General features: G+C 68.4%; 23 protein-coding genes. 13 read left to right on the forward strand and 10 right to left on the reverse strand.

Annotated features, from left to right (window positions below; all coding sequences use genetic code 11):
- Positions 1-23: 23 nt before the first annotated feature.
- Entirely contained in the window at positions 24-1,412 is a 1,389-nt protein-coding gene (locus ACFPN9_RS05035) for an FAD-binding oxidoreductase (protein WP_377815796.1), read from the forward strand.
- 54 nt (positions 1,413-1,466) lie between these two features.
- Here ACFPN9_RS05035 and ACFPN9_RS05040 read toward each other — a convergent pair whose 3' ends face one another.
- Positions 1,467-2,243, reverse strand: a complete 777-nt coding sequence (locus tag ACFPN9_RS05040; RefSeq protein WP_377815697.1) for an SOS response-associated peptidase — start codon at positions 2,241-2,243, stop codon at positions 1,467-1,469.
- Positions 2,244-2,374: 131 nt separating this feature from the next.
- Here ACFPN9_RS05040 and ACFPN9_RS05045 point away from each other — a divergent pair, with 131 nt between their 5' ends.
- Complete coding sequence (locus tag ACFPN9_RS05045; protein ID WP_156446640.1) at positions 2,375-2,821, forward strand: hypothetical protein; 447 nt, start codon at positions 2,375-2,377, stop codon at positions 2,819-2,821.
- On the opposite strand, the gene ACFPN9_RS05050 is transcribed toward ACFPN9_RS05045, so the two are convergent.
- Together ACFPN9_RS05050 and dxs are read right to left on the reverse strand one after the other, a co-directional pair.
- Complete coding sequence (locus tag ACFPN9_RS05050) at positions 2,822-3,562, reverse strand: TlyA family RNA methyltransferase (protein ID WP_377815700.1); 741 nt, start codon at positions 3,560-3,562, stop codon at positions 2,822-2,824.
- An 11-nt stretch (positions 3,563-3,573) separates the two neighbouring features.
- The gene (gene dxs / locus ACFPN9_RS05055; protein WP_377815702.1) at positions 3,574-5,487 is read right to left on the reverse strand and encodes a 1-deoxy-D-xylulose-5-phosphate synthase; all 1,914 of its coding nucleotides are present in this window, start codon (positions 5,485-5,487) and stop codon (positions 3,574-3,576) included.
- Between the two features lie 302 nt (positions 5,488-5,789).
- Here dxs and ACFPN9_RS05060 point away from each other — a divergent pair, with 302 nt between their 5' ends.
- The 3 genes from ACFPN9_RS05060 (at position 5,790) to ACFPN9_RS05070 (ending at position 10,089) form a co-directional block, all read left to right on the forward strand.
- Complete coding sequence (locus ACFPN9_RS05060) at positions 5,790-7,367, forward strand: ABC transporter substrate-binding protein (protein ID WP_377815704.1); 1,578 nt, start codon at positions 5,790-5,792, stop codon at positions 7,365-7,367.
- Positions 7,368-7,372: 5 nt separating this feature from the next.
- Positions 7,373-8,785, forward strand: a complete 1,413-nt coding sequence (locus tag ACFPN9_RS05065) for an amidase (RefSeq protein WP_377815706.1) — start codon at positions 7,373-7,375, stop codon at positions 8,783-8,785.
- Between the two features lie 80 nt (positions 8,786-8,865).
- Entirely contained in the window at positions 8,866-10,089 is a 1,224-nt protein-coding gene (locus ACFPN9_RS05070; protein WP_377815708.1) for an MFS transporter, read from the forward strand.
- Here the strand turns inward: ACFPN9_RS05070 and ACFPN9_RS05075 are convergent.
- The 4 genes from ACFPN9_RS05075 to ACFPN9_RS05090 form a co-directional block, all read right to left on the reverse strand.
- On the reverse strand, positions 10,067-10,987 hold the full coding sequence (locus ACFPN9_RS05075) for a pirin family protein (RefSeq protein ID WP_377815710.1): 921 nt from the start codon (positions 10,985-10,987) through the stop codon (positions 10,067-10,069). The two genes, ACFPN9_RS05070 and ACFPN9_RS05075, sit on opposite strands and share 23 nt — an antisense overlap.
- A gap of 127 nt (positions 10,988-11,114) precedes the next feature.
- A complete protein-coding gene (locus ACFPN9_RS05080; RefSeq protein WP_377815712.1) occupies positions 11,115-11,372 on the reverse strand; it encodes an exodeoxyribonuclease VII small subunit in 258 nt (85 codons plus the stop codon).
- Positions 11,373-11,439: 67 nt separating this feature from the next.
- Positions 11,440-11,904: an Lrp/AsnC family transcriptional regulator gene (locus tag ACFPN9_RS05085; RefSeq protein ID WP_066724416.1), complete on the reverse strand. Its 465-nt coding sequence runs from the start codon at positions 11,902-11,904 to the stop codon at positions 11,440-11,442.
- 144 nt (positions 11,905-12,048) lie between these two features.
- A complete protein-coding gene (locus ACFPN9_RS05090; protein WP_377815715.1) occupies positions 12,049-12,561 on the reverse strand; it encodes a tyrosine phosphatase family protein in 513 nt (170 codons plus the stop codon).
- 151 nt (positions 12,562-12,712) lie between these two features.
- Here ACFPN9_RS05090 and ACFPN9_RS05095 point away from each other — a divergent pair, with 151 nt between their 5' ends.
- Positions 12,713-13,270, forward strand: coding sequence for an acyl-CoA thioesterase (locus ACFPN9_RS05095; RefSeq protein WP_377815717.1), 558 nt, complete (start codon positions 12,713-12,715; stop codon positions 13,268-13,270).
- Positions 13,271-13,286: 16 nt separating this feature from the next.
- Here ACFPN9_RS05095 and ACFPN9_RS05100 read toward each other — a convergent pair whose 3' ends face one another.
- A complete protein-coding gene (locus ACFPN9_RS05100; protein WP_377815719.1) occupies positions 13,287-16,856 on the reverse strand; it encodes a hybrid sensor histidine kinase/response regulator in 3,570 nt (1,189 codons plus the stop codon).
- Positions 16,857-17,014: 158 nt separating this feature from the next.
- Between ACFPN9_RS05100 and mscL the strand changes: the two genes are divergently transcribed.
- The 3 genes from mscL (at position 17,015) to ACFPN9_RS05115 (ending at position 19,946) form a co-directional block, all read left to right on the forward strand.
- Positions 17,015-17,434 carry a large conductance mechanosensitive channel protein MscL gene (mscL, locus tag ACFPN9_RS05105; protein WP_066724405.1) on the forward strand — a complete coding sequence of 140 codons (420 nt, stop codon included), beginning with the start codon at positions 17,015-17,017 and terminating at the stop codon, positions 17,432-17,434.
- Positions 17,435-17,554: 120 nt separating this feature from the next.
- A complete protein-coding gene (locus ACFPN9_RS05110) occupies positions 17,555-18,745 on the forward strand; it encodes a pyridoxal phosphate-dependent aminotransferase (RefSeq protein ID WP_377815722.1) in 1,191 nt (396 codons plus the stop codon).
- Positions 18,746-18,938: 193 nt separating this feature from the next.
- On the forward strand, positions 18,939-19,946 hold the full coding sequence (locus ACFPN9_RS05115) for an AbrB family transcriptional regulator (protein ID WP_377815724.1): 1,008 nt from the start codon (positions 18,939-18,941) through the stop codon (positions 19,944-19,946).
- Positions 19,947-19,963: 17 nt separating this feature from the next.
- Here ACFPN9_RS05115 and ACFPN9_RS05120 read toward each other — a convergent pair whose 3' ends face one another.
- Positions 19,964-20,914, reverse strand: a complete 951-nt coding sequence (locus ACFPN9_RS05120) for an SMP-30/gluconolactonase/LRE family protein (protein ID WP_377815726.1) — start codon at positions 20,912-20,914, stop codon at positions 19,964-19,966.
- A 300-nt stretch (positions 20,915-21,214) separates the two neighbouring features.
- On the opposite strand from ACFPN9_RS05120, the gene ACFPN9_RS05125 reads away from it, so the two are divergent.
- Positions 21,215-21,481 (forward strand): hypothetical protein, encoded by a 267-nt coding sequence (locus ACFPN9_RS05125; protein WP_377815728.1) that lies wholly within the window; start codon positions 21,215-21,217, stop codon positions 21,479-21,481.
- 107 nt (positions 21,482-21,588) lie between these two features.
- Here ACFPN9_RS05125 and ACFPN9_RS05130 read toward each other — a convergent pair whose 3' ends face one another.
- Positions 21,589-22,494, reverse strand: coding sequence for a LysR family transcriptional regulator (locus ACFPN9_RS05130; protein WP_377815730.1), 906 nt, complete (start codon positions 22,492-22,494; stop codon positions 21,589-21,591).
- Between the two features lie 119 nt (positions 22,495-22,613).
- On the opposite strand from ACFPN9_RS05130, the gene ACFPN9_RS05135 reads away from it, so the two are divergent.
- From ACFPN9_RS05135 to ACFPN9_RS05145, 3 genes are read left to right on the forward strand one after another with little or no spacing between them, the layout of a single operon-like run.
- A complete protein-coding gene (locus ACFPN9_RS05135) occupies positions 22,614-24,050 on the forward strand; it encodes an FAD-binding oxidoreductase (RefSeq protein ID WP_377815732.1) in 1,437 nt (478 codons plus the stop codon).
- A gap of 16 nt (positions 24,051-24,066) precedes the next feature.
- Positions 24,067-25,254, forward strand: coding sequence for an FAD-binding protein (locus ACFPN9_RS05140; protein WP_377815734.1), 1,188 nt, complete (start codon positions 24,067-24,069; stop codon positions 25,252-25,254).
- A complete protein-coding gene (locus tag ACFPN9_RS05145; RefSeq protein WP_377815736.1) occupies positions 25,254-25,895 on the forward strand; it encodes a DUF2585 domain-containing protein in 642 nt (213 codons plus the stop codon). Before ACFPN9_RS05140 ends, ACFPN9_RS05145 begins: the two co-directional genes overlap by 1 nt.
- Positions 25,896-25,898: the final 3 nt, after the last annotated feature.

The raw sequence follows: 25,898 nt of genomic DNA on the forward strand, positions 1-25,898 counted from the left end.
TGAGCGCATCCATCCTCGACGACATGGCGGCCATCGTCGGCGCGAAGAACATCGTCACCGATGCCGACGCCATGGTGCCCTATCTCAAGGAATGGCGGGACCTGTTCCGCGGCAAGGCGCAGGCGATCGTGCGGCCGGGTTCGACGGAGGAGGTCGCCGAACTCGTGAAGCTCGCCGCCCGCACCGGCACGCGCCTCGTGCCGCAGGGCGGCAACACCGGTCTGGTCGGCGGCCAGATTCCGATCGCCGAGGGCCGCGAAATCGTGCTCTCGCTGCAGCGCATGGACCGCGTCCGCAGCCTGGACACCGACAGCGACACGATGACGGTGGAAGCGGGCCTGACGTTGCAGAAGGCGCAGGAGGCGGCGGAAGCGGCCGGGCGCCTGTTCCCGCTCTCGCTGGCTTCGGAAGGCTCCTGCACCATCGGCGGCAACCTCTCGACCAATGCCGGCGGCACGGCCGTGCTGGCCTATGGCAATGCCCGCGAGCTCTGCATGGGCCTCGAGGTCGTCCTTGCCGACGGGCGGATCTGGAACGGCCTGCGCCAGCTCCGCAAGGACAACACCGGCTACGATCTGAAGAACCTCTTCATCGGGGCCGAAGGCACGCTCGGCATCATCACCGCCGCCGTGCTGAAGCTGTTCCCGCAGCCGGCGGCGCGCGCCACCGCCTTCCTCGCCGTGCCCGATCCTGAAGCCGCGCTTTCGCTGCTCAACGCCGCCAAGGCCGGCGCCGGCGGCACGCTCACCACCTTCGAGCTGATGTCGCGGCTGGGCGTCGAGTTCGTCCTGCGCCATGCCGCCGGCGCGCGCGACCCGCTCTCGGAACCCTCGCCCTGGTATGTGCTGATGGAGGTCTCGGCCCAGTCCGCGACCGGGCTCGACGAGGCGGTCGAGGCCTTTCTCGGCGAGGCTCTCGAGACCGGGCTGGTCACCGACGCCGCGCTTGCCGGCTCGCTCTCCCAGCGCGCCGATTTCTGGAAGCTGCGCGAGATGCTCTCCGAGGTGCAGACCTATGAGGGCGGCTCGATCAAGCACGACGTCTCGGTGCCGCTGCATGCGGTGCCGGCCTTCATCGCCCGCGCCTCTGAAGCGGTCACGGCGATGGTGCCGGGCTGCCGGCCGCTGCCCTTCGGCCACATGGGCGACGGCAACATTCACTTCAACGTCAGCCAGCCCGTCGGCGCCGACAAGGCCGGCTTCATCGCGCGCTGGGAAGAGATGAACACGGCGGTCCACGCCATCGTCAGCGAGATGCACGGCTCGATCTCGGCCGAGCACGGCATCGGCCGCCTCAAGCGCGACCTGCTGCCCGGCGTCAAGGATCCGGTCGAACTCGCCCTGATGAAGACGCTGAAGGCGACGCTCGACCCGCAGGGCATCCTGAACCCCGGCGCCGTGCTGGCCATGTGAGGTCCTACAGTTCGGGCGGGAAAGCGTTCCGACTGTTGGAACGGCAAGCCTGCGTCAGAACAGGCTGCCCTGACCGTCGTCCCTGGCACGCGCCGCCGGCTTGGCTCTGGCGGTGACGGCAAGGGACTTGGGCGCCTCCGCCGTGGCCGGGTCGAACGGCGCCTGCACCTCCGGGCCGTCATTCGCGACCTTGTTCACGGCGCTGCCGATCCGCACCATTTCCAGCAGATCCTCGGGCGGCGGCCGGAGCAGCGCGCTGTAGGTCTGGGTTTCGGTCGCAGGATCGAGCCAGGCGTCGAAATCGCGGGAATCGAGGATCACCGGGCAGCGGTCGTGGATCGCCGACATCAGCCCGTTCGCCGTTCCGTTGACCAACGCGACGGTGTCGATCTCCGAACCGTCCTGCGAATGCCAGGTTTCCCACAGTGCCGCGAAGGCGAAGAGCCCGCGGTCGGGCCGCCGGAACAGATAGGCCCTGTTCTCCGCCTGGCGGCCCTGGCCGAGGCGGTGCCATTCGTAGAAGCCGTCGGCCGGCATCAGGCAGCGCCGCCGCGTCAGCGCTGCGCGGAAGGAGGGCTTTGTCGCGGCGCTCTCGCCGCGGATGTTGATGACGAGCGGAAAATCCCTGGCGTCCTTGACCCAGCCCGGGATGAAGCCCCAGCGCATCAGCATGAACTGCCGGTGGCCCTCGTGCTGGCGCACCACCGGCACGGGCTGCGTCGGCGCGATATTATAGCGCGGGGGAAAGTTCGGCTGCTCGGAATAGCCGAAGAGCGACCGCATCGCCGTTGGCGGCAGGGTGATGGCGTAGCGACCGCACATGCCGTCCATGTGGCGATGAAGCCCGGCCCGATCAACACTTTCTTTGGGTTTGCCGCCGCATGATCGCCCCTGGTTCGGAACATGAGACGACCGCCTCCGCGACCGGAGTGCGGGCCGAAGAAGAGGACGCCGGAGCGGATATGGCCAAGCATCCGCGCCTCTCGACGGACTATCTCAACCGCTATGCCGAAGCGCTGATGCTGATCGACCTCGCGGCAGACGATCCCGACATCGTGCGGGACCTCAAGGCCTGGCGCAGCCTTAGCTACCGGGAGCATTTCGAGACGTCGCCGCTGCGGATCGCACCGTCTGCGCTGGAAGCCTATGACCGCCTGGCGCCCGAGCGCAAGGCGGCTTTCGAAGATCTTTGCCGGGCCATGACGCGGCTCGTCACGACAGCGACGGCCCTTCTCGCTGACCGCACCGACCGGCTGGACGCCATCACCATCGTCGAGGTGGCGGGCGACGCGCTGCGCCGGCAGATCGCGCGGGCGACCGAATTCATCAATGCCAATGGCACCGTCGACATCGTCGCGACAGAAATGCGCGAATTGCAGGCTGAGGTCGACGCGCTGCTGCGGCGCTGATCAGCCCGCCCGGCGCCCGCCGATCAGGAACTCGCGATTGCCGTCGCCGCCCTCGATCGGAGAGGGGACGAGAGCTTCGACCGCGAAGCCGAGTTCGGCCAACACGGTCGCGATCTCATTACAGACGCGCTGGTGGACCGCCTCGTCGCGCACGATGCCCTTCTTCAAAGCCGCGCGGCCTGCCTCGAACTGCGGCTTGATCAGCGCCGCGATCTCGCAGGCCGGTGCCAGCAGGGCGGCCACGGTGGGGAGCACGAGCCGCAGCGAGATGAAGCTGACGTCGATGGCGGCCAGCGTCGGCGGTTCACCCAAGTCGACAGGAGTGAGGCTCCGGATGTCGCAGCCCTCGCGGCTCGTCACGCGCGGATCGCCCCGCAGCGAGGCATGGAGCTGCTCGCGGCCGACATCGACGGCGATGACGCGGCGTGCGCCGCGCTTCAACAGCAGATCGGTGAAGCCCCCTGTCGAGGCGCCGACATCGAGACAGACACGGCCCGCGGGGTCGAAGCCGAACAGATCGAGTGCGCTCGCGAGTTTCAGCCCGCCGCGGGAGACGTAAGGATGCGGTGCCTGCGCCGTCAGCACGGCATCCGCCGCGATCATTTCGGAGGCCTTGCGGACGGGGCGGCCGTCGACGGTCACGAGGCCCGCCGTGATGGCGGCCTGGGCCCGGGCCCGGCTCTCGCAGAGGCCGCGTTCGACGAGTAACTGGTCGGCGCGCGTTTTCGCGGCAGCAGACAAGGGGGCCGCGCTCAGGCGCGCCGGGCCGCGACCGGGACGCCGAGCGCTCCTTCCACCGTCCGCACGATGCCGGCGGCGTCGAGACCGGCAGCCGCATACATCGCTTCGGGCTTGTCGTGATCCTGGTACAGGTCGGGCAGGGTCAGCGTACGCACCTTGAGCCCGCCATCGAGCGCGCCGCAGCGGGCGAGCAGGTGCAGCACATGCGCGCCGAAGCCGCCGACCGAGCCTTCCTCGACGGTGACGAGGATCTCGTGCTCGCGCGCCAACCGCAGGATCAGCGCCTCGTCGAGCGGCTTGGCGAAGCGGGCATCCGCGACGGTCGTCGACAGGCCACGCTGGCCGAGTTGCTCGGCGGCCAGCAGGCATTCCGCCAGCCGCGTGCCGAGCGAGAGCAGCGCGACGCGCGAGCCCTCGCGCACCACTCGTCCCCGGCCGATCTCGAGCGGCACGCCGATATCGGGGATGTCGACGCCCACGCCTTCACCGCGCGGATAGCGGAAGGCGATGGGGCCTTCGTCGAAGGCGGCGGCGGTCGCGACCATATGGGTCAGTTCCGCCTCGTCGGCCGCGGCCATCACCACCATCTCGGGGAGGCAGGCGAGATAGGCGATGTCGAAGGCGCCGGCATGGGTCGCGCCGTCGGCGCCGACAAGGCCGGCCCGGTCGAGCGCGAAGCGCACGGGCAGCTTCTGGATCGCCACGTCATGCACGACCTGATCATAGGCGCGCTGCAGGAAAGTCGAATAGATCGCGCAGAAGGGCTTGTAGCCCTCGGTCGCCATGCCGGCGGCGAAGGTCACGGCATGCTGCTCGGCGATGCCGACATCGAAGGTCCGCGCCGGGAATTCCTTGCCGAAGGCGTCGATGCCGGTGCCCGACGGCATCGCGGCCGTCACCGCGACGATCTTCTCGTCCTCGCGTGCGGCCTTGATCAGCGCATTGCCGAAGACGGTCGTGTAGCTCGGCGCATTGGCGGGCGCCTTGGCCTGCTGGCCGGTGACCGGATCGAATTTGACGACACCATGATACTTGTCGGCGCTGGCCTCCGCCGGGGCGTAGCCCTTGCCTTTCTGCGTCACGACATGGACGAGGATCGGCCCCGTCTGCGAGTCGCGCACATTGCGCAGGACCGGCAGCAGATGATCGAGGTTGTGCCCGTCGATGGGGCCGACATAGTAGAAGCCCAGCTCCTCGAACAGCGTGCCCCCCGTGAAGAAGCCGCGGGCGAACTCCTCCGTGCGCTTGGCCTTCTCGTGGAAGAAGCGCGGCAGCCGCTCGGCCAGATGCTTGCCGATCTCGCGCAGCGAGCGATAGGTGCGGCCGGAGACCAGGCGGGCCAGATAGGCCGACATCGCACCGACCGGGGGCGCGATCGACATGTCGTTGTCGTTCAGGATCACGACGAGGCGCGAGCCGAGCGCACCGGCGTTGTTCATGGCCTCATAGGCCATGCCGGCGGACATCGCCCCGTCGCCGATCACCGCCACGACGTTGTTGCTGCCGCCCTCGAGATCGCGAGCGACGGCCATGCCGAGACCGGCCGAGATCGAGGTCGAGGAATGGGCGGCGCCGAAGGGGTCGTACTCGCTTTCCGAACGGCGCGTGAAGCCGGACAGCCCGCCGGGTTGGCGCAAAGTGCGGATCCGGTCGCGCCGGCCGGTCAGGATCTTGTGGGGATAGGCCTGGTGGCCGACATCCCAGATCAGCCGGTCGCGCGGCGTGTCGAAAACATGGTGCAACGCCACCGTCAGCTCGACGACGCCGAGGCCGGCGCCGAGATGGCCGCCCGTCACCGAGACGGCACTGATGGTCTCCTGCCGCAGCTCTTCGGCGAGCTGACGAAGATCGGCATCGGGGAGCTTGCGGAGATCTTCGGGCGTGGCGACGCGGTCGAGGATCGGCGTGTGAGGGCGCTGGGTCACCGTTTGGGTCTATCGCATCCCGCCCCGGTGGCACAAGGGCGGCAAGGTCGCGCAGGCGACCTGTCGACACGAGGCAGACCAGACGGCTGGACGCCCGATCGATGCGAAACCAGCCCTTAACCGTGCAGCAAGGGACAAGCCGGCCCTGAGTGATGCCTGCCCTACAAATCGACTTGTGCGCCGGCCTGCAACTTGCTCCAAGCGAATCCTGGCAATGCAAGGTTGAAGAGGGGACGGCCATGCAGCAGGCGCAAAGGACAGATACCGGCCAACGCTGGAGAGCGATACTCACGGGCCTCGTGATGGCAGGTTTTGCCTGCGTGGGCTGGAATGCTCCCGCAAAGGCGCAGGGAACACTGCGGATCGCCATGACGGCGGCCGACATCCCGACCGCGACCGGCATGCCCAACAACGGTTTCGAGGGCATGCGCTTCCTCGGCTATCCCGTCTTCGAAAGCCTCGTTCTGTGGGACCTGACGACCACTGATCGCCTCGCGCCGCTGCGGCCCGGCCTGGCCGAGCGCTGGGAGCAGGCGGCCGACGATCCCAAGACCTGGATTTTCCATCTGCGCCGCGGCGTCACCTTCCATGACGGCACGCCTTTCGATGCCGATGCGGTGATCTGGAACTTCGAGCGCTACTTCAACAAGGACGCGCCGCAATTCGAGGCGCCGGCCGCCGGCATCGTCCGCGCCCGGGCGCCGATCATGACCGGCTACCGCAAGATCGACGCCTCCACGGTCGCGATCACCACCAGCACGGCCGCGTCCTACTTTCCCTATATTATCTCGCTGGCGCTGCTGAGCTCGCCCGCCTCCTTCGAGAAGGCAGGGCGCGACTGGGCGAAGACGGCGCTGCTGCTCTCCGCCGGCACCGGCCCGTTCCGGATCGCCAGCGTTGTCCCGCGCGAGCGCGTCGAACTGGTGCGCCATGACGGCTACTGGGACGCCGCCGGCAAGGCGAAGCTCGACAGGGTCGTGCTGCTGCCCATGCCGGAGGCGAATGCGCGGCTCGCGGCGCTGCGGACCGGCCAGGTCGACTGGATCGAGGTGCCGCCGACGGACGGTATCCCGTCCCTGCGGCAGGCCGGTTTCGCCATCACCACGGGCTCCTATCCGCATGTCTGGCCCTGGCTGTTCAACATCGGGGCCGCTGACAGCCCGCTCAAGGACGTCCGCGTCCGCCAGGCCCTGAACTACTGCGTCGACCGGGACGGCATCGTCGCTCTGCTCAACGGCATGGCCGAGCCGGCGATCGGCTGGCTCAAGGCCAGCGACCCTGCATTCGGCAAACCGGCCAACCGCTACCGTTTCGATCCCGCCAAGGCGAAGGCGCTGCTGGCCGAAGCCGGTTTCGGCCCGCAGAAGCCGCTCAGCTTCAAGGTCATGATCTCGACCTCCGGGTCGGGCCAGATGGCGCCGCTGCCGATGAACGAGTTCCTGCAGGCCAGCATGAAGGAGGCCTGCGGCATCCGGATCGAGTTCAACGTGTCGGAGTGGCAGGTGCTGCTCAACAACATGCGCGCCCAGCCGGACCAACCCTCGCTGGGCGGCTCGCTCGCGCTGAACATCGCCGGCCCATCGACCGATCCGAGCGTGATGGCCCGCTATTTCGGCGCCGCCAGCGCGCCGCCCAATGGTTTCAACTTCCCGCAATGGAAAGATTCCGCTTTCGAGGCGGCGCTGGCGAAACTCGCGGCAGCGAATGATCCGCGGGTGATCCAGGAGCAGACCGCGCTCGCGCATGAACGGCTGGTGGATGATCCGCCCTGGCTCTATGTTGTCCATGACCTCAATCCGCGCGCCATGTCGAAGAAGGTCCAGGGCTTCGTCTCCCCGCAATCCTGGTTCGTCGATCTGACTCGCATCAGCATGCAGTGAGCCTCATGGACAGCGCTTCTCGCATCAGCACTGATCCGGCCCTCTGGCCGGCCCATGTCCTGGCGCGGGAGATCGCAGCGCGGAAACTCTCGCCCGTCGATGCGGTCGAGGCGCTGCTGGCACGCATCGAGCGGCTCGAGCCGAAGCTGCACGCCTTCGTCGACATCTACGCCGCTGATGCGCGTCTGGCTGCCGAGGCGGCGGATAAGGCGATCCGCGCCGGCCATGCGGTCGGGCCGCTGCATGGCGTGCCGATCGCTCTGAAGGATCTGATCGATCTCGAAGGACGCATCACCACCGGCGGCTCGGCTCATTGGCGCGGCCGTCGCTCGACCATGACCGCGACCATCGCCAAGCGCATGTTCGCGCAGGGCCTGATCGTGCTCGGAAAGACCCATACGGTCGAGTTCGCCTATGGCGGCTGGGGTACGAACGAACAGATGGGCACGCCCTGGAACCCATGGGACGAGGCTGTGCCGCACACGCCGGGCGGCTCCTCCAGCGGCTCCGGCGTTGCCGTCGCGGCGCGGCTGTCGCCCTGGGCGATCGGCACCGACACGGGGGGCTCCGTGCGCCTTCCAGCCGCCTTCTGCGGCATCACCGGGCTCAAGGTCACCATTGGCCGGATCCCTGTGACCGGCATCATCCCGCTTTCGGCGTCGCTCGACACGCCCGGCCCGATGGCGCGCAGTGTCGAGGATTGCGCGCTGCTCTATGACGTCCTTCAGGGGCCGGACGAGGCCGATCCGAACACCCGCGGCATCATGCCCGAGAGCCCGATGGCGACGCTGCGGCGCGGCGTGCGCGGCCTGCGCCTCGCTCGCATGCCGCAGCGCGACCGGGACGGTTGCGATGAGGACGTGCTCGCCGCCTATGACCGCTCGCTCACGACGCTGGCAGGCCTCGGTGCCGAGATCGTCGATATCGACCTGCCCTGGCCGCTCGCGCATTTCACCACGACGAGCGGCATCGTCATGGCGGAAGCCTTCTTCAATGGCGGTGCGATGGCGCAGGATGCCTCCGCGCCGCTCGACCCGGCGGTTCGCGCCCGCTTCCTCGCGGGGGCGCAACTGACGGCGCAGGATTATCTCGCCACGAAGGCGTTCCAGGCCCAGGCCAAGCGCGACCTCGCCACGGCGATGGCCGACATCGACGCGTTGCTCACTCCGACCACCGTGACCCCGGCGATTCCGCTCGATGCGGTCGACCAGGATGTGATGCCGTCGCGTTTCACGCGTTTCGGCAATGTCATGGAGATGTGCGGGCTGTCGCTGCCCAACGGCTTCACCGCGTCGGGCCTGCCGCTCTCGCTGCAGATCTCCTGCCTCGGTTATCAGGAGGCGATGGCGCTGCGCATCGGCTTCGCCTTCCAGCAGGCGACGGAATACCACCTCGCCACCCCGCCCATGGTGACCTGAGCGCGGGCCTCCGCAGGAAACGGGTGGGACGCGCCGGCCTTGGCTGACATCACCTGCCGACCCCTCGGCAGGAGCCTCCGATGTCCTCGTCGTCCTTCCCGGCGCTGCTGCTCGCCGGCACCTTTGCCCAGTTCGCCGACCGTCTGGCGCTCGACACGATCACGCTGGCGGCAACGCAGGCCGGCGCCAGCCCGCGCCTCGTCGGTCTTCTGGTCGCGGCCCAGTCGGCGGCCTGGCTCCTGGTCTCGCTCCCGGCCGGCGTGGTCTCCGACAGGCTCGCCCCGCGCGATCTCATCCGTTTTGGTGGGGCCCTGATCGCAACGGGCGCTGCGGCAGGCGCGGCCCTGCTGGCCATTGGCCACACCGGCTGGCTGCTGGCCGCGACGAGCTTTGCCGCCGCAGCCGGCGCTGTGGTGATCGCGCTCTCGATCTTCGTCCTGATGCCGCGCAGCGTTGCGATCGCCGAGCTGCCGCGCGCGAATGGCCGGCTCGAACTCGGCCGCGCCGTCTTCAGCCTCGCGGCACCGCTGATCGCCGGCTGGGCGGTTTCGCGCGGGCAGGGCTGGATCGGCTTGAGCCTCTGCGCGCTCGCGGGCGTGCTAGCGCTTGTTGCAGCCTCCCGCTTGCCGGGCGAGCACCCGCCATCGCAGCAGCGCCTGCCGCTCCACCTCGCCATCGTAGAGGGCGGCCGCTTCGTCGCCCGCCACCCCTTTCTGCGGCCGATCGCCCTCTGCGCCATCGCCTGGAATCTCGCCTTCTTCGCCTTCAGCGCGATCGCGGCGCCCTATGCAGCGCGCGTTCTGTTCCTGGCCCCGGAGCGGATCGGCCTCGCCACGGCGGTCTATGGCGCCGGGCTGCTCGCAGGCGCGCTCGCTGGCGCCACCCTCATCGCAAGGCTGCCGGTGGGGATCGTGCTGGTCTTCGGCCCAGCGTCCTCCTGCGTCGCGGCGGGCCTTCTCGCGCTGGCGCCGCCCGCCCTCGGCTGGCCCGCGCTGGCGCTCGCCTTCTTCCTGTTCGGCTTCGGGCCGATCCTCTGGTTCATCGCCCAGACCAGCCTGCGGCAGGCCGTGACGCCGCAGCCGCTGCTCGGGCGCGTCAGCGCGACGCTGACCACGGCGATGTACGGCATGCGCCCGCTCGGCGCGCTGGCGGGTGGGCTCGCCGCGGAACGCTGGGGCCTGGAGGTGGCGATCGGTCTGCCGGTCGTCCTCTTCGGCCTCTCGACCCTGGCGATCCTCGCCTCGCCGATGCCGCGGTTGAGGGCGATGCCGGAGGGAGAGCTCACCCCTCGGGCAGCGGGATGAACTCGGCCTCGTCGCCGGGCACCGTGTCGAAGCGCCCCGCCTTCCACTCCGCCTTGGCCTGGTCGATGCGCTCCTTCGAGGAGGAGACGAAGTTCCACCAGATGTGGCGCGGTCCGTCCATCGGCTCGCCGCCGACGATCATCAGCCGGGTCTGCTCGAGGCCGAGAATCGAGATGCGGTCGCCCGGCTTGAAGATCAGCAGTTGCCCGGCGCCGAATTCGTCGCCGGCGATGTCGACCCGGCCGGAGACGATGTAGATCGCGCGCTCGTCATAGTCTGGGTCGAGCGGCAGGATCGCGCCCGGCGACAGCACGGCCTCGGCATAGAGCGCATCCCACGGAAAGCTGACCGGCGAGGTCTGGCCATAGGCCGAGCCCATGATCAGGCTGATGCGCTTGCCGCCCTCGACGATCCGCGGCAGCTCGGGCGCGGCATGATGGACGAAGGCCGGCGCCGTCTCCTCATGCGACTTCGGCAAGGCGAGCCAGGCCTGGATGCCGAACAGCTTCGGCGGCTTCTGGCGCTCCTCCAGCCCGGTGCGCTCGGAATGGACGATGCCGCGCCCCGCCGTCATGAGGTTGACGGCGCCGGGGCGGATCGGCAGCACGGTGCCGAGCGAATCCCGGTGCATGATCTCGCCGTCGAAGAGATAGGTCACGGTCGAGAGCCCGATATGCGGGTGCGGACGCACATCGATGCCCTGGCCGAGCAGGAATTCCGCCGGCCCCATCTGGTCGAAGAAGATGAAGGGCCCGACCATCTTGCGCCCGACCGAGGGCAGGGCGCGCCGCACCGAGAAGCCCCCCAGATCATGCGCGCGCGGCACGATGACCTGCTCGATCGCCTCGCAGGAGCGGGCATCGCCCAGGACGGGGTCTTCGGCGGGAAGCTGGGACATGGCGAACCTCTCCGGTGATGCGCCAGAGTGCGGGCTCGCCGGCCAGAGGGCAAGGTTGCCGCGGCGCGGCCCATCGATGCGAGAGAACGGCTGCGTTTGCGCGTCGTTTCGGGTGGAGGAGGGGCGTCTACCGATCCACGTCCAGCGGCGCGGTTCCCGTCGGCTTGCCGTCAGCGGAGAGGGTGATCTTCTCGATGCGCGCCTCGGCCTGCTTCAGCAGCGCGTCGCAGCGCGCTTTCAGCGCTTCGCCGCGGGTGTAGATCGCGATCGATTCCTCGAGCGGCACATCGCCCCGCTCCAGCCGGGCGACGATGTCCTCGAGTTGCTTCAGCGCCGCCTCGAAGGGCAGGGCGGCGATGTCGTCGTTGGAGATGGCTTCGCTCACGGCCTGATTCCCGTTGTGGCGTCGCTTATCCGCCGGAGTGGCCCCGGCCGCAACCCCGGCCGGATACTCAGACCGGAAGCGCCGAACTCTTCTTGATCGAGCGCAGCGTCAGTGTCGACTGAACGCGGGTGACGCCGGGCAACTGCGTGATGATGTCGGTGTGGATGCGCTCGAAATCGGCGCTGTCGCGATAGATCACCCGCATCAGATAGTCATGCGCACCGGCAAGGAGATGGCATTCGAGGATCTCGGGCAGGTTCTGCACCGCCTGCTCGAATCCCTCCAACGAGGCGCGGCCCTGCTGGTCGAGCGTCACGAAGACGAAAGCGGTCCCCGGAAACCCCGCGATCTTGTCGTCGAGGATCATCGCATAGCCGCGGATCAGACCACTCTCCTCGAGCTGGCGCACCCGACGAAGGCAGGCCGAGGGCGACAGATGCACCTTCTCGGCGAGGTCTGAATTCGTGATCCGGCCGTCCGCCTGCAGGATGCGCAGGATGGCGCGGTCGCGTGAATCGAGTTCGATGGTCATGATGGCCTGACTCCCAGGCGCGGATGAATCCTGCGAAACCGCCGAAGCGCAAGCAATCTTCTGCATCGATTTCAGCATGGCCGCGCTGCTTTCGGCGTCAATCGCCCCGTCCCCGCACGAAGCTGCCAGCCCGTCCGAGGCCGATCAGTCCCATGTCAGAGCGAAGGGCGTGCCTTCGAAAGCGTCCGCCCCGCGCCCGATGCCAGCGATCGCGTCGCACATGCGCCCGTCGCGGCCCAGCATCGCATCGGCGATGGCGACGAGCCGCGCATTGGGCGTGGCGGAGGGAGAGGCCTTCCGCAGACGGGCGGCGAGCTCCGCCTCGTCGCGCTCCGGGGCGAAGGCGCAGGCGGCGATATAGGCGGCCGCGGTCGAGCGGCTGATCCCGGCCCAGCAATGGATCAGGAGCGGCGCAGAGCGGTCCCAGCGTCGCGTGAAGGCGAGGAAGCGCTCGACATGGGCCTCGGCCGGCACGACATGGCCCTCCATCGGCGCGCTGATGTCGGACAGGCCGAGGAACAGGTGGTTGCCCTCCGCGATGCCGGCCGGGCGCTCCACCGCCGTACCGACATTGATCAGCGTGACGAGATGGCTCGGCCGCACGGCGGTGACGGTCTCGTGCAGCTTCGACAGCGGGGAGACATGCAGGGTCGGCATCGGGAGCGTCCGGTTCGGGGGCGTGTGAAGCGCATAGTCCAGCGGGGAGCTGCCGTCATCCCGGCCACCGCAAGGGGGCATGATCGTTTACATATGAACTATGGCTCGCTACAACCGCGCGGTCCGGAGGCTTCCCTCTCGCGAGCGCGTCATGAATCTCTGGTTCCGCCTCATCTGGCTCCTCGTCACGAGCCCCTTCCGCCCCCGGTTGGAACCGCTCGCCGAGCCGTCGCGGCTGTCCTTCCGCGTCTGGCCGCACGATCTCGACACCAGCCTGCACATGAACAACGGCCGCTACTGGTCGCTGATGGATCTCGGCCGCACCGATGTGATGCTGCGCACGGGCCTGTGGCGGGCGGTGCTGCGCCATCGCTGGGTGCCGGTGGTCAATGGCGGCATGATCCGCTTCCGCCGGGAGCTGCGCGCCTTCCAGCCTTTCCGACTCGACACCGAGATCCTGTGCTGGACGCAGAGCTGGCTGGTGATCGAGCACCGTCTGGTCACGCGGGGCCGGGACGGGACGGAAACCGTCGCGGCCCACGCGCTCGTCCGGGTGGCTCTGTACGACCGCGCGGCGCGCGCCTATGTGCCGGTCGCGCGGCTGATGGCCGAAATCGGGACGGAAGCGGAGAGCCCGGCGCAGCGCCCGGACGTGACCGCCTTCCTCGCCGCCGAAGATGCGATGCGCAGCACGGCCTCCCAGGGCTGACGCGTCCGTCTCCAGCCTATTCCGCCGCGAAGCGCGTCGTCCGCCACTGCGCCAGCAGAGCCCGCAAGGCGCCGGGCTTCAGTGGCTTGTTGAGCAGATGCACGTCGAGCGCCGCGGCGGCTTCGCGCACGCTCGGCGACCGGTCCGCTGTCAGCAGGATCGCCGGTAGCGGCCGGCGCGAGCGCTCCCGCACGGTGCTAATCGCGGTCAGCCCGTTGCCATTGTCGAGATGATAGTCGGCGATCACGACGTCGGGTGCGCTGCGCTTCTGCAGAGCCAGCGCCGCGTCGAGCCCGGCTGCCGTCGCGACTTCACAGCCCCAGCCTTCCAGCAGCCGTTTCATGCCGTCGAGGATGGCCGGCTCGTTGTCGATGACGAGCAGCCTGAGGCCGGCGAGCTGGCCCGCCGGGGCCGGGCGCGGCGCCGGCGCGGTGCTCATCTCGGGCAGCGGCGAGGCGCGCGGCACCAGCACGGCAAAGCGGCTGCCCCGGCCGGGCGCCGAATCGAGCGTCAGGCGGTGATCGAGGGTGCGGGCGATGCGCTGCACGATCGACAGGCCAAGCCCCAGCCCCCGCGCCACCTTCGCCCCCTGGTCGAGACGCTGGAACTCGCGGAAGACGGTCTTCTGCTTGCCCTGGGGGATGCCGAGCCCGGTATCCAGCACTTCGACCGAAACCTGACCGCCGCGCCGGCGGAAGCCGATCAGCACCTTGCCGCTGGGAGTGTACTTGATCGCGTTGGAGACCAGGTTCTGCAGCAGGCGCCGCAGCAGCCGCCGGTCCGAGCGCACGGCGAGGCTGGTCGGCATGAAGACGAGCTTCAGCCCCTTCTCCTGCGCGCTCGGCTCGAATTCGCGCTGGAGCTGGCGCATCAGCTCGTCGAGCCGGAAAGCGGTGATCTCCGGCTTCATCGCGCCGCCGTCGAGGCGCGAGATCTCGAGCAGCGCGGTCAGGATCTCCTCCACGGCATCGAGTGAGGCGTCGATGTTTTCGGCGAGGTCGGGGCTCCCGGCGGCGCGGTCACGCTCGACCAGCGAGGTTGCATAGAGGCGGGCGGCGTTGAGAGGCTGCAGGATGTCGTGGCTGGCGGCGGCGAGAAAGCGGGTCTTCGAGGCATTGGCCTCCTCGGCCTCCGCCTTGGCGCGTTGCAGCTCGGCATTGACGCGCAGGATCTCCTCCGTTCGCTCGACGACGCGCCGCTCGAGGCTCTCATTGGTCCGCTCGAGCTCCTCCTGCGCGGCGACGGCCTCGGTGATGTCGGTATAGGTCGTGACGAAACCGCCGTCGGGCAGTGGGTTGGTGCGGATTTCGATGACCTTCTTCGACGGGTAGAGCTTGAGCCGCACCGGCTCGCGGTCATGCACGAAGCTCTGGAGGCGCGCCGCCATCAGCTCGTCCTGCTGGCCGTCGCCATAGGCGCCGCGGGCCGCGTTGTAGCGCACGATCTCGTCGAGTCCCGTGCCGAAGCGCACCATCGCGGGCGGCAGGTCGTAGAGCTGGATGAAGGCCTGGTTCCAGGCGAGCAGGCGCAGATCACGGTCGAGCACGGTGATGCCCTGGCCGGCATGGTCGAGCCCGTGCTGGAGGATGTCGCGGTTGTACTGCAGCGCGGCGGAAGCGTCGTCGAGCAGCTTGAAGGCGGCTTCGGTGGTGAGGTTGCGCCGCCGCAGCAGCAGCGAGAGCACGAGGCGGGACGAGGCCGCGCCGATGGCGGAGGAGAGCAGATGCTCGCCGAAGCGCAGCAGATGGATGTCGGCGTCGCGCGAGGGCATCGGCGCCTCGCCGCGGCTGCTGGCGAAGCCCTCGAAGGCGCGTTGCGTCCTCTCCTGGCCGAGGTAGCGGCCGATCGTCGACTGCAACTCCGCCTCGGTGACGCTGGAGCGCCACAGCGAGAAGGACTGCGCCATCGTCGCCCGGTCGGACTCGACGAAAGCGTTGGCCTGCAGGCGCTCCATCGCCGTTGCCGGGCGCAAGAGCGAGAAGACGACATAGGCGAGCAGGTTGAGCCCCAGGCTCCAGAACGCGCCGTGGGGCAGGGGCGGCAGGTCGAGCCCGAACAGCGCCTCGGGCCGCAGGGCGGCGTAGCCGAGAGGCCCATTGGCAACGATGTCGGCCCAAAAGCTGCCTGGCTTCACGAGGCTCGGCATCAGCAGCGTATAGGCCCAGGTCGCGATGCCGACGATCAGCCCCGCCGCCGCGCCCAGCGCCGTGCCGCGGCGCCAGACGAGGCCGCCGAAAAAGGCCGGCGCGATCTGTGCCGTGGCGGCGAAGGACAGCAGGCCTATCGCCGCCAGCGCCTGCTCGCCGGCTGCCCGGTAGTAGGCATAGCCCAGCAGGATGACGCAGAGGATGGCGACCCGCCGGATGATGACGACCTGTGAACCTAGATCGCCGCCGGTATTGCCATGTCGGACCGGCTTGGCCGGCACGCCGGAGGCAGAGGCGGCGGGGTCGCTTAGAGCCCTCCGCCCGCGCAGCAGCACCGGCATGACGAGATGGTTCGAGATCATGATCGCCAGCGCGACGGAAGCGACGATCACCATCGCCGTCGCGGCAGACAGCCCGCCGATGAAGACCAGCAGCGCCAGCAGCCCCGCCTGCTGCTGCAGCGGCAGCAGCAGCACGGTCATGTCGCGGTCGACGCCGGAACCCGGCATCAGCAACTCGCCCGCCATCGCAAGCGGCAGGACGAAGAGGTTGATGAGGATCAGATAGAGCGGGAACATCCAGGCCGCGCGGCGGACATCGGCCGCGTCGCGGTTCTCGACGATGGTCATGTGAAACTGGCGCGCCAGCAGCAGCGCGGCGCAGGAGGAGAGCAGCGTCAGGGTCAGGAAGGTGGGCCAGTTCGAGGTCCGCTCCCAGATCGGAGGGGCGCCCCCCGGCAGGTTGGCCGCCTGGGCGAAGAGGTCTCCCGCGCCGTCATAGAGCCCGTAGACGACGAAGACACCGAGCACGAGGAACGCGATGAGCTTGACCAGGGACTCCACCGCGATGGCCAGCACCAGCCCGTCCTGATGCTCGGTGGCGTCGATATGGCGCGTGCCGAAGGCGCAGGCGAAGCCCGCAAGCACCATCGCCACGAGAAAGGCGAGGTCGGTGAGGACCGGCGCATCGGCCGAGGCCGGCCGGCCGCCCGTCGCGGCGAGCAGGACCGATAGCGAACTCGCCACCGCCTTGAGCTGGAGAGCGATGTAGGGCAGGGCGCCGATCACCGCCACAAGGCAGACCAGCGCCGCCACGCGCTCGCTCTTGCCGTAGCGCGCGCCGACGAAATCCGCGACCGAGGTGATGTTCTGGGATTTGGCGATCCGGACGATCCGCCCGACGAAACGGTGGCCGAAGCCGATGACCAGGATCGGCCCGACATAGATGCCGAGAAAGTCCAGCCCCGCGCGGCTGGCGAACCCCACCGAGCCGTAGAAGGTCCAGGAGGTGCAGTAGACGCCCAGCGCCAGCGCATAGATTGTCGCTCGAGCCCGGCCGCCGACGAGGCGGCGGCCCGATGTGTCGGCCGCATGCGCGATCGCGAAGAGCGCGCAGAGATAGGCCAGCGCGACCAGGACCACGGACCAGGCGGGGATCATTCTGCCTCCATCGCAGCCGTGTCACCGGCGCGAGCTTAAAGGATGGGCACGGGCGGAGGAAACAGGTTTCCACCCGGCCGCATCTTCCTCTAGCGTCAGGGCCGGGACACCAGGCGGCACGAGGCGATCGGCCGCTCGACATCGAAAGGGGCCAAGGAATGCTCGAGGAATTCAAGAAGTTCGCGCTGAAGGGCAATGTCGTCGATCTCGCTATCGGCGTGATCATCGGCGCGGCCTTCGGCAAGATCGTCGATTCGCTGGTCAACGACATCATCATGCCGTTCATCGGCGCGCTCGGCGGCGTCGATTTCTCGAACTACTTCATCGGGCTCAACAGCGGCATCACCGCCACGACGCTGGCCGAGGCGCGCAAGCAGGGTGCCGTGCTCGCCTATGGCAACTTCATCACCATCGCCGTGAACTTCATCATCATCGCCTTCGTCCTGTTTCTGGTGGTCAAGGCCATCAACAGGCTCCAGCACAAGCAGAAGGAAGAGCCCAAGGCACCGGCCGCCCCGCCCGAGGATGTCGTGCTGCTGGGCGAGATCCGCGATCTGCTGAAGCAGAAGGGCGCCTGAGCCAAGCGGCCGGCCGCGGCGATTCATCACCGCGGCCGATCGGGTCGATCTCGCGTTTTCATGCCCGGGCGGCGCGTGATCGGCTAAACAGGCCACACCACAACCGCGAGGTCCTGCCCGATGTCGACCGTCACGCCCACCGGCGCCAGCCTGCTGTCGTCGCTGCGCCCCGAGGCGCGCCATGCGCCCGAAAGCGGCATCGTCGAGGTGGTCAATCACGGCCGTCTCAAGGAAGGCCTGATCCCGCTCTGGGTCGGCGAGGGCGACCTGCCGACCCCGGACTTCATCGCCCGCGCCGCCAACGCCTCGCTAGCCAAGGGCGAGACCTTCTACACCTGGCAGCGCGGCATCCCGGATCTCCGCGAGGCGCTCGCGCGCTACCACACCGCGCTCTATGGCCGGCCCTTCTCGATGGAGTCCTTTTTCATCACCGGCTCGGGCATGCAGGCGGTCCAGATCGTCGTGCGGATGGTCACCGGCCCCGGCGACGAGGTGGTGATCCCGACCCCGGCCTGGCCCAATGTCGGCGCCGCCATCGGCGTTGCCGGAGCCATCCCGGTCAATGTCCCGATGGACTATGTCCAGGGCCGCTTCTCGCTCGATCTCGACCGGCTGGCCGCCGCCATCACCCCGAAGACGCGCGCCATCGCCATCAATTCGCCGGCCAACCCGACCGGATGGACGGCGACGAAGGATGAACTCGCCGCGATCCTGGCGCTCGCCCGCAAGCACGGCCTCTGGATCATCGCCGACGAGATCTATGCCCGCTTCGTCTATGACGGCTCCGCCCGCGCCGCCTCCTTCCATGACGTGATGGAGCCGGAGGATCGCGTCCTCTTCGTCCAGACCTTTTCGAAGAACTGGGCCATGACGGGCTGGCGCGTCGGCTGGATCGAGGCCCCGCCTGCCTTCGGCCAGGTGATCGAGAACCTGATCCAGTACTCGACCTCCGGCGTTCCGGTCTTCGTCCAGCGTGGCGCCATCGCCGCGCTGGACGAGGGCGAGCCCTTCGTCGCCGAGCAGATCGCTCGCGCCGCGGAGGGCCGCCGGATCATTGCGGAAGGGCTGAAGGCGACCAACCGGGTGACGCTGTCGCCGCCGGACGGGGCGCTCTACCAGTTCTTCTCGGTCGATGGCTGGCAGGACAGCCGGGCGCTCGCCATCGATCTCGTCGACCGGGCCAATGTCGGCCTCGCGCCCGGAACCGCCTTCGGCCCCGGCGGCGAGACGGGACTGCGGCTCTGCTTTGCCCGCAAGGCCTCCGATCTGGTCGAGACTGTCGCCAGGCTACAGCGCGCCCTCGCCAGCTGAGCACGCTCGCGAAGCCGCATGCAGGCCCGCCGCGCATGACGGCACTGCGCGGCGCGGGCCGCCGGTCAAATTGACCCCGCCCCGCGCGGTCGACAAGACTGCGATGCTGCGTTGCAGCAGCGCGCAGCGAGGTAGCATGACGGGGGCGGGTTCTCCTTCGACGCTGAAAGTCTTGTCCCGAGAGGCCGTGGTCATGGCCATTGCAGCGGTGGGAGGTGCGCTGTTCGCTTTTCTGGGGGCGCCGGCCGCCTGGCTATCGGGCGCCATGATCATGACCTTGCTGGTCGCACTCGTCCGTCCCCTGCCCGTGCTGCGCCGCTCCTGGTTCGATTCCACCGTGCTGCTATCGGGCGCCATCATCGGCTCGTCCGCTACGCCGGAAGCCCTGGCCGCTGCTGTGCGCTACCCGGCCTCTCTCATCATCCTGCTCTTCGCCATGGCCGGCATCATGGCCGCCACCGGAACCTATCTGCGCTATGTCGCGCGCTGGTCCTGGCTCGATTCGCTGCTGGCGGCGGCGCCCGGCGCGCTGGCGACGGTTCTGGCCGTCGCGCAGTCGAAAGGCGCCGATATCGGCCGTATTTCCGTCGTCCAGCTCTTGCGCCTGCTCGTTCTGGTGGCGCTGCTGCCCGGCCTGATGCAGCTCACCGGTCTGCACCCCGCCATGGCAGTCGCGCCGCCTGCAAAAATTCTCGACCCCTGGACGATGTTGCTGCTGCTGCTCGCCGGCTTCGCTGCCGGCCTCGTGCTCGAACGTCTCGGCGTCGCGGCGCCGATGATGTTCGGTGCGATTTTGTCCAGCGCGGTCGCCCATGGCACCGGCCTCGTCGAGGGCAGCCTGCCGCCGCCGGTGCAAATTGCCGTGCTGGTCATGCTCGGGTCGACGATGGGCGCGCGGATCGGCGCCATTCCGCGTCGCGATCTGCTGAAGCTGTTTCCCCTCGCCGTCGGTGGCCTGCTGGTGTCGCTCGCAGTTGCCTTTGCCTTTGCCTTGCCGGCAGCACTGCTCGCGGGGGTCTCCTATGCGGATTCGATCACGGCCTTCGCCCCTGGCGGTCTGGAGGCCATGGCAATGCTCGCCTTCGCGATGGGGCTCGACATGCTCTATGTCAGCTCGCACCATCTGATGAGGTTTCTGATCATCGGCTTCGCGCTGCCGTTTCTCCTGGACCGGCTGCCGAGCCGTCTGCCGGAGCGCTGAGGCGAAGCGCTTTGCGATCAAGCGCTGGTCACAGCCCCTGGCCAGGTCGCTCCATTGGTGTTGGTCATCAGCGCATAGAGCGAGCTGGTGCCGCAGATGAACAGGCGGTTGAGCCGCGGCCCGCCCCAGCAGACATTGGCGACGACCTCGGGGATCGCGATCTTGCCGATCAGCGTCCCGTCCGGGTGGTAGACGTGGACGCCGTCGGCGGCGCTGGTCCAGATCCGACCCTCGACATCGAGCCGGAAGCCATCGAACAGCCCGGCCGTGCAGGTGGCGAAGATCTGCGAATCCGTCAGCCGCGTGCCGTCAGCCGAGACCTCGCAGGCGCGGATGTGGCGCGGCCCATGGACCGGATCGTGGCTGGCGCCGGTGTCGGCGATGTAGAGGATGCGCTCGTCGGGCGAGAAGGCGAGCCCGTTGGGCTTGACGAAATCGTCGGCGACGATGGTCAGCACGCGGCTCTTGCCGTCGATCCGGTAGACATGGCAGGCGCCGATCTCGCTCTCGGCCCTGTTGCCTTCATAATCGCTGAGGATGCCGTAATCGGGATCGGTGAACCAGATCGACCCGTCCGATTTCACCACGACATCGTTGGGCGAGTTCAGCCGCTTGCCCTGCCAGTGACTGGCGAGAACGGTGACGGAGCCGTCATGTTCGGTGCGAGTCACCTGCCGGCCGCCATGCTCGCAGGTGACCAGCCGCCCCTGGGGATCGACCGTGTTGCCGTTGCTGTTGCGCGCCGGCTGGCGGAACACGCTGGTCTGCCCGCTCATCGTGTCGAAGCGCAGCATCCGGTCGTTCGGAATGTCGGAAAACACGAGCGTGTTGTGCGCCCGGAACCAGGCCGGTCCCTCCGCCCAGCGCGCGCCGCTCCAGAGCCGCTCGACCCGGGCCGAGCCGGGAATCACGCGATGGAAGCGCGGGTCGAGCACCGTCGAGCCCGTGCCTTCGAGAATGCCGAACATGATCACGTCTCCGAATAGGGGGCGACCATCGGGGATAAGGGCCAACCGAGCAAGCGGCCGCTATGGATGTCGGCAGGCGGACGTGCGGCCGCGCATATCCAAGACAAGCACCCGGCGCGACACCCAGGGGCTAAGCCGATGGTTGATTCGGAGGGCCTGACCATTTTTGAAATAACCGTACCAGGTCACATGACTATTTTTGGAATGGGGCTTTGAAAAGCGGATCGAATATTGACCGAGGATCGGCGCTCATCAACTTTCCCGTACGCCGCAACAGGCGGTTCGATGTAGGGATACACCATGACAATCAAGTTTCTGGCGACGTTGCTTTCGGGCAGCGTCTTCCTCGGTGGCGTGGCCTTCTCCCAGACGGCCGACGACCGGAAATGGATCGCCCAGTGCCTGAGCGACAATGCAGACGCCAAGGTCACGGCCACGGTGGTGGCGGCCTATTGCACCTGCATGAACGGCAAGATGAGCGACAACGAGACGCGCTCGATCACCCAGTGGGAGAAGGCCAACCCCAACGCCCGTCGCGCCTGCGAGCGTGAGGCCGGCTGGAACTGACGCGCAGCCACTGTTCCGGGGCGCCCTTCGCATCAGGCGGGGGAGCGTCCTCGGGCGGCCGGCTCGAACGATCGCGCGCCGGGATGCTCCGCTTGCCGAAGATCGGCTCAGAGGCTCAGTCCGGCATCCCAGTAGGGAGTCTGGCCGTAGAGTTCGGCCAGGTAATCGACGAAGGCGCGGACCTTCTGCTCCATATGCCGGCGGCTGGGATAGACCGCGTGGATGGCGACGCGGCTGCCGACTGAATAGGCCGGCAGCACACGCTGCAGCGCGCCTGATTTGAGCTCCGGCCCGACATCCCAGGTCGAACGCAGGGCGATTCCGAGCCCCGCCAGCAGCGCCTCGCGCACGACCTCGCTGGAATTGGTCCGCAGCGGGCCCGCAACGCGCACCGTCACCGGTCCGGTAGGCCCGTCCAGCGTCCAGTGGTCGGTGTTGTGGGCGATCAGTGTGTGACGCGCGAGGTCGTCGATCGTCACCGGACCGCCGGCTGAAGTGAGATAGCCCGGCGTCGCGCAGAGCACGCGGTGGTTCGGCGCCAGCCGCTTCGCGACGAGGCTTGAATCGCGCAGATCGGCGATGCGGATGGCGAGATCGAAACCCTCGCCAACGATGTCGGTGAACCCATCCGTCAGCACGAGCTCGACGCTGACCAGCGGATGCGCGTCGAGAAAGGGCTTGAGATGGGGGGCGATGTGGAGCCGCCCGAAGGAGGTCGGCGCCGAGACACGCAGGGTGCCGCGCACCTGCCCGGCCCCGCTGGCCACCCAGGCCTCGGCATCCTCGATCGAGGACAGGATTGAGACGACCCGCTCATAGAAGCCCTGGCCGGCCTCGGTCAGCGAGAGCTGCCGGGTCGTGCGTTGCAGCAGCCTGACGCCCAGCCGCTCCTCGAGCCGGCGGATGCGCTTGGAGATGACCGCCGGCGACAGGTTGAGCTGACGCCCGGCCGCCGACATGCTGCGCGCCGTCACGACATGGGCGAACACGTCGAGATCGCCGAACCGGTCCATGGCTGCACAGATCCCCCGCCGATTTTTTCCCCTACGGAAAAGATCATGCGCGTCGGTCGCACTGCAAGTCGTTTCGAATTGGTCTAGGCTGCGTGTTGTTCGCCTGGGGAGACCGCACCATGTCCGCCATCGCCTTTCCGCTGCCCGATCCCGGCATCCTGGCGCGCCGCGAGGAGATCGTCGCCGGACTTGCCCGGCTCGTTGCGGCCGATGCGCTGATCACCGCCGAGGACGAGCGCCGCCCCTATGAGACGGACGCGCTGACCGCCTATCGCCGCCTGCCGCTGGCGGTGGTGCTGCCCTCGACGACGCAGGAGGTCGCTGCCGTCCTGAAGTTCTGCGGCGAGCAGGGCGTGCCGGTGGTGCCGCGCGGGGCAGGCACCTCGCTCGCCGGCGGCGCCATCCCGCAGGAGGACGCCGTCGTCATCGGCGTCTCCAAGATGAACCGCATCCTGGCCATCGACTATGCCAACCGCACCGCGAAGGTGCAGGCAGGCGTCACCAATCTCGCCGTCACCGGCGAGGTCTCGGCGGAGGGGTTCTTCTACGCGCCGGACCCGTCCTCCCAGCTCGCCTGCTCGATCGGCGGCAATATCGGCATGAACTCCGGCGGGGCTCACTGCCTGAAATACGGCGTCACCACCAACAATGTGCTCGGCGTCACCATGGTGCTGCTCGACGGCAGCGTCGTCGAGGTCGGCGGCGCCCATCTCGATTCTGCCGGCTACGACATCCTCGGCCTGATCAACGGCTCCGAAGGCCAGCTCGGCATCATCACCGAGGCGACGGTGCGCATCCTGCGCGCGGCGGAGGGCGCCCGGCCCGTGCTGTTCGGCTTCCCGACCAGCGAGCAGGCGGGTGCGGCTGTGGCCGCCATCATCGGCGCGGGCATCATCCCGGTCGCGATGGAGTTCATGGACAAGCCCGCCATCGAGATCTGCGAGGCCTTCGCCAAGGCGGGCTACCCGATGGATGTCGAGGCGCTGCTGATCATCGAGGTCGAGGGCTCCGACACCGAGATGGACGCCCAGCTCGCCCGTATCGTCGCCATTGCCCGCGAGCATGGCGTCAAGACGGTGAAGGAGAGCAAATCCGCGATGGAGGCCGCGGCGATCTGGAAGGGCCGCAAATCCGCCTTCGGCGCCACCGGCCGCATCGCCGACTACATCTGCATGGACGGCACCATCCCCACCGGCCAGCTGCCTTACGTCCTGCGCCGCATGGACGAGATCGTGAAGGGCTATGGGCTGCGCGTCGCCAATGTCTTCCATGCCGGCGACGGCAATCTCCACCCGCTGATCCTCTACAACTGCAACGATCCCATCGAGGCGCAGAAGGCGGAGGATGCCGGCATGGACATCCTGAAGCTCTGCGTCGAGGTCGGCGGCTGCCTGACCGGCGAGCACGGCGTCGGCATCGAAAAACGCGACCTGATGACCTTCCAGTTCAACCCCGAGGATCTGAACCAGCAAATGCGGGTGAGGGCGGTGTTCGACCAGCGCTGGCTGCTCAACCCCGCGAAGGTGTTCCCGCTGGAAGGACGGGTGGCGGCGTGATGATCGGCTCCCATCAATGACCCTCCACATCCCCACCACCGAGGCGCAGGCCTGCGCCGTCGTGAAATCCGTGCTCGACAGCGGGGTTCCGCTGTCGATCGGCGGCGGCGGCACGCGGGCCGGGCTCGGCCGCCCGACGCAGACGCAGAGCACGCTTTCCAGCGCCGGCCTCACTGGCATCACGCTCTATGAGCCGGCCGAAATGGTCATCGCCGCGCGCGCCGGCACGCCGCTGGCCGAGGTCGAGCGCACACTGGCCGAGCGCGGCCAGATGCTGCCCTTCGAGCCGATGGACCATCGCGCCTTGCTCGGCACGGAAGGCGAGCCGAGCATCGGCGCCGTCGCCGCCGGCAACATCTCCGGCCCGCGCCGGATCAACGGCGGCGCGGCGCGCGATTCCCTCATCGGCATCCGGCTCGTGAACGGCCGCGGCGAGACGATCAAATCCGGCGGGCGGGTGATGAAGAACGTCACCGGGCTCGACCTCGTGAAGCTCGTCGCCGGCAGCTGCGGCACGCTCGGCTTCCTCACCGAGGTCACCTTCCGCGTGCTGCCGAAGCCGGAGCGCATCCTGACGCTGACCTGGCGCGGCCTCTCGGACGAGACGGCGGTCGCGCTGCTCTGCACCGCGCTGGGCTCGCCCTATGAGCCCTTCGCCGCCGCCCATCTGCCGGCCGGCATCGGCGCCGAGCAGCCCCGCACGCTGCTGCGGCTGGAGAACTTCTCCGACTCGATCGACTATCGCAGCCGCGAACTGGTTGCGCTGCTGGCAGCCCATGGCACCCCCGAGCGGGTCGAAGGCGAAGCCTCGGTCGAACTCTGGCGCGACGTCCGCGACGCCCGCTTCTTCGCCGGCACCGACGAGGCCGTCTGGCGGCTCTCGGTTGCGCCGACCGACGGCCCGAAGGCGACCGCCGCCATTGCGGCGCGGGTGCCGGACGCGCGCTGGTTCTACGACTGGGGCGGCGGGCTGGTCTGGCTCGCGGTCCCCGCCGGCGCGGATGCCGCGGCCGACGCGATCCGCGCTGCGATCAGGCCGCTGGGTGGCCATGCCACGCTGGTGCGCGCCCCGGCCGCGATCCGCGCGAGCGTGCCGGTGTTCGAGCCGCTGCCGGAGCCGCTAATGCGGGTGACGGCCGGCATCAAGACGAGCTTCGATCCGGCGGGCATCTTCGAGCCGGGCCGGATGTATGCGGGGATCTGATGACGTTCGCTGAGACGCTAAACCCGGCGGGGCGCGCGCCCGATCCGCGTGCTGCCTGGGCCCCGAACCGGCTGGCGCCCGGGACGATCGCGCTGATCGCGCTGCTGCTGATCGTCGCGACCGCCGCGATCCTGACCGCCATGGGGCGCGAGCCGATCTGCAAATGCGGCTTCGTCAAACCCTGGCACGGCGAGGTGATGTCCTCGGAGAACTCCCAGCATATCGCTGACTGGTACACCTTCTCCCACATCATCCACGGCTTCTTGTTCTACGGGTTGTTCTGGTTGATCAGGCGCATCACCGGCCTGCCGATCTCGCTGGGACTGGCGCTGATCCTGTCGATCCTGCTGGAAGCCTCCTGGGAGATCGCGGAGAACACCAATGCGGTGATCGAGCATTACCGCGCGACGACGATCTCGCTGGATTACTACGGCGACAGCGTCCTCAACTCGGTCTGCGATATCCTTGCGATGATCGCGGGCTTCCTCGCGGCACGCTTCCTCCCCGTTTGGGTGACGGTGGCGTCCGCGCTGGCGATGGAACTGGTGGTCGGCTGGCTCATCCGCGATAACCTGACCTTGAACGTGATCATGCTGTTGCATCCGCTCGACTGGATCAAAGCCTGGCAGGGTGGGGCCTGAGAG

It is taken from the genome of Allobosea massiliensis (genome assembly GCF_042655245.1).
Taxonomy (GTDB): domain Bacteria; phylum Pseudomonadota; class Alphaproteobacteria; order Rhizobiales; family Beijerinckiaceae; genus Allobosea; species Allobosea massiliensis.